1 protein-coding gene is annotated in these 303 nt (G+C 59.7%); it reads right to left on the reverse strand.

The annotated features are described in order from the left end of the window. Positions 1–303 (reverse strand): RHS repeat domain-containing protein (locus tag GYK42_RS28955; protein WP_166450294.1); only part of this gene is annotated, 303 nt, incomplete at both ends.

Here is a 303-nt window from a genome sequence, read left to right on the forward strand (position 1 = left end):
GGTCATAGCGCCAGTAGCTGGCGTATTCCGGCTCGGAACGGTTGATGAGGCGCCCCAGCAGATCGTATTCCAGGGTCGTGGCTTGATTCAGCGCGCGCTGGTTCGGGCTTTGCTGCCATACCAGTTCACCCAGCGCGTTGTAGTCGTACTGCCACCAGCCCGTATCCGGATCGACCATTTCCTTCTTGCGCCCGCGGATATCGTATTTCACGCTGATGACGTTCTGCATCGCATCGCGGGTCTGGATCAGGTTGCCGAACGCATCGTACTGGTGTGCCAGCTGGGCGCCCAGCGTATTCGTCA

Source organism: Janthinobacterium lividum, assembly GCF_011601275.1.
GTDB lineage: Bacteria > Pseudomonadota > Gammaproteobacteria > Burkholderiales > Burkholderiaceae_D > Janthinobacterium > Janthinobacterium lividum_E.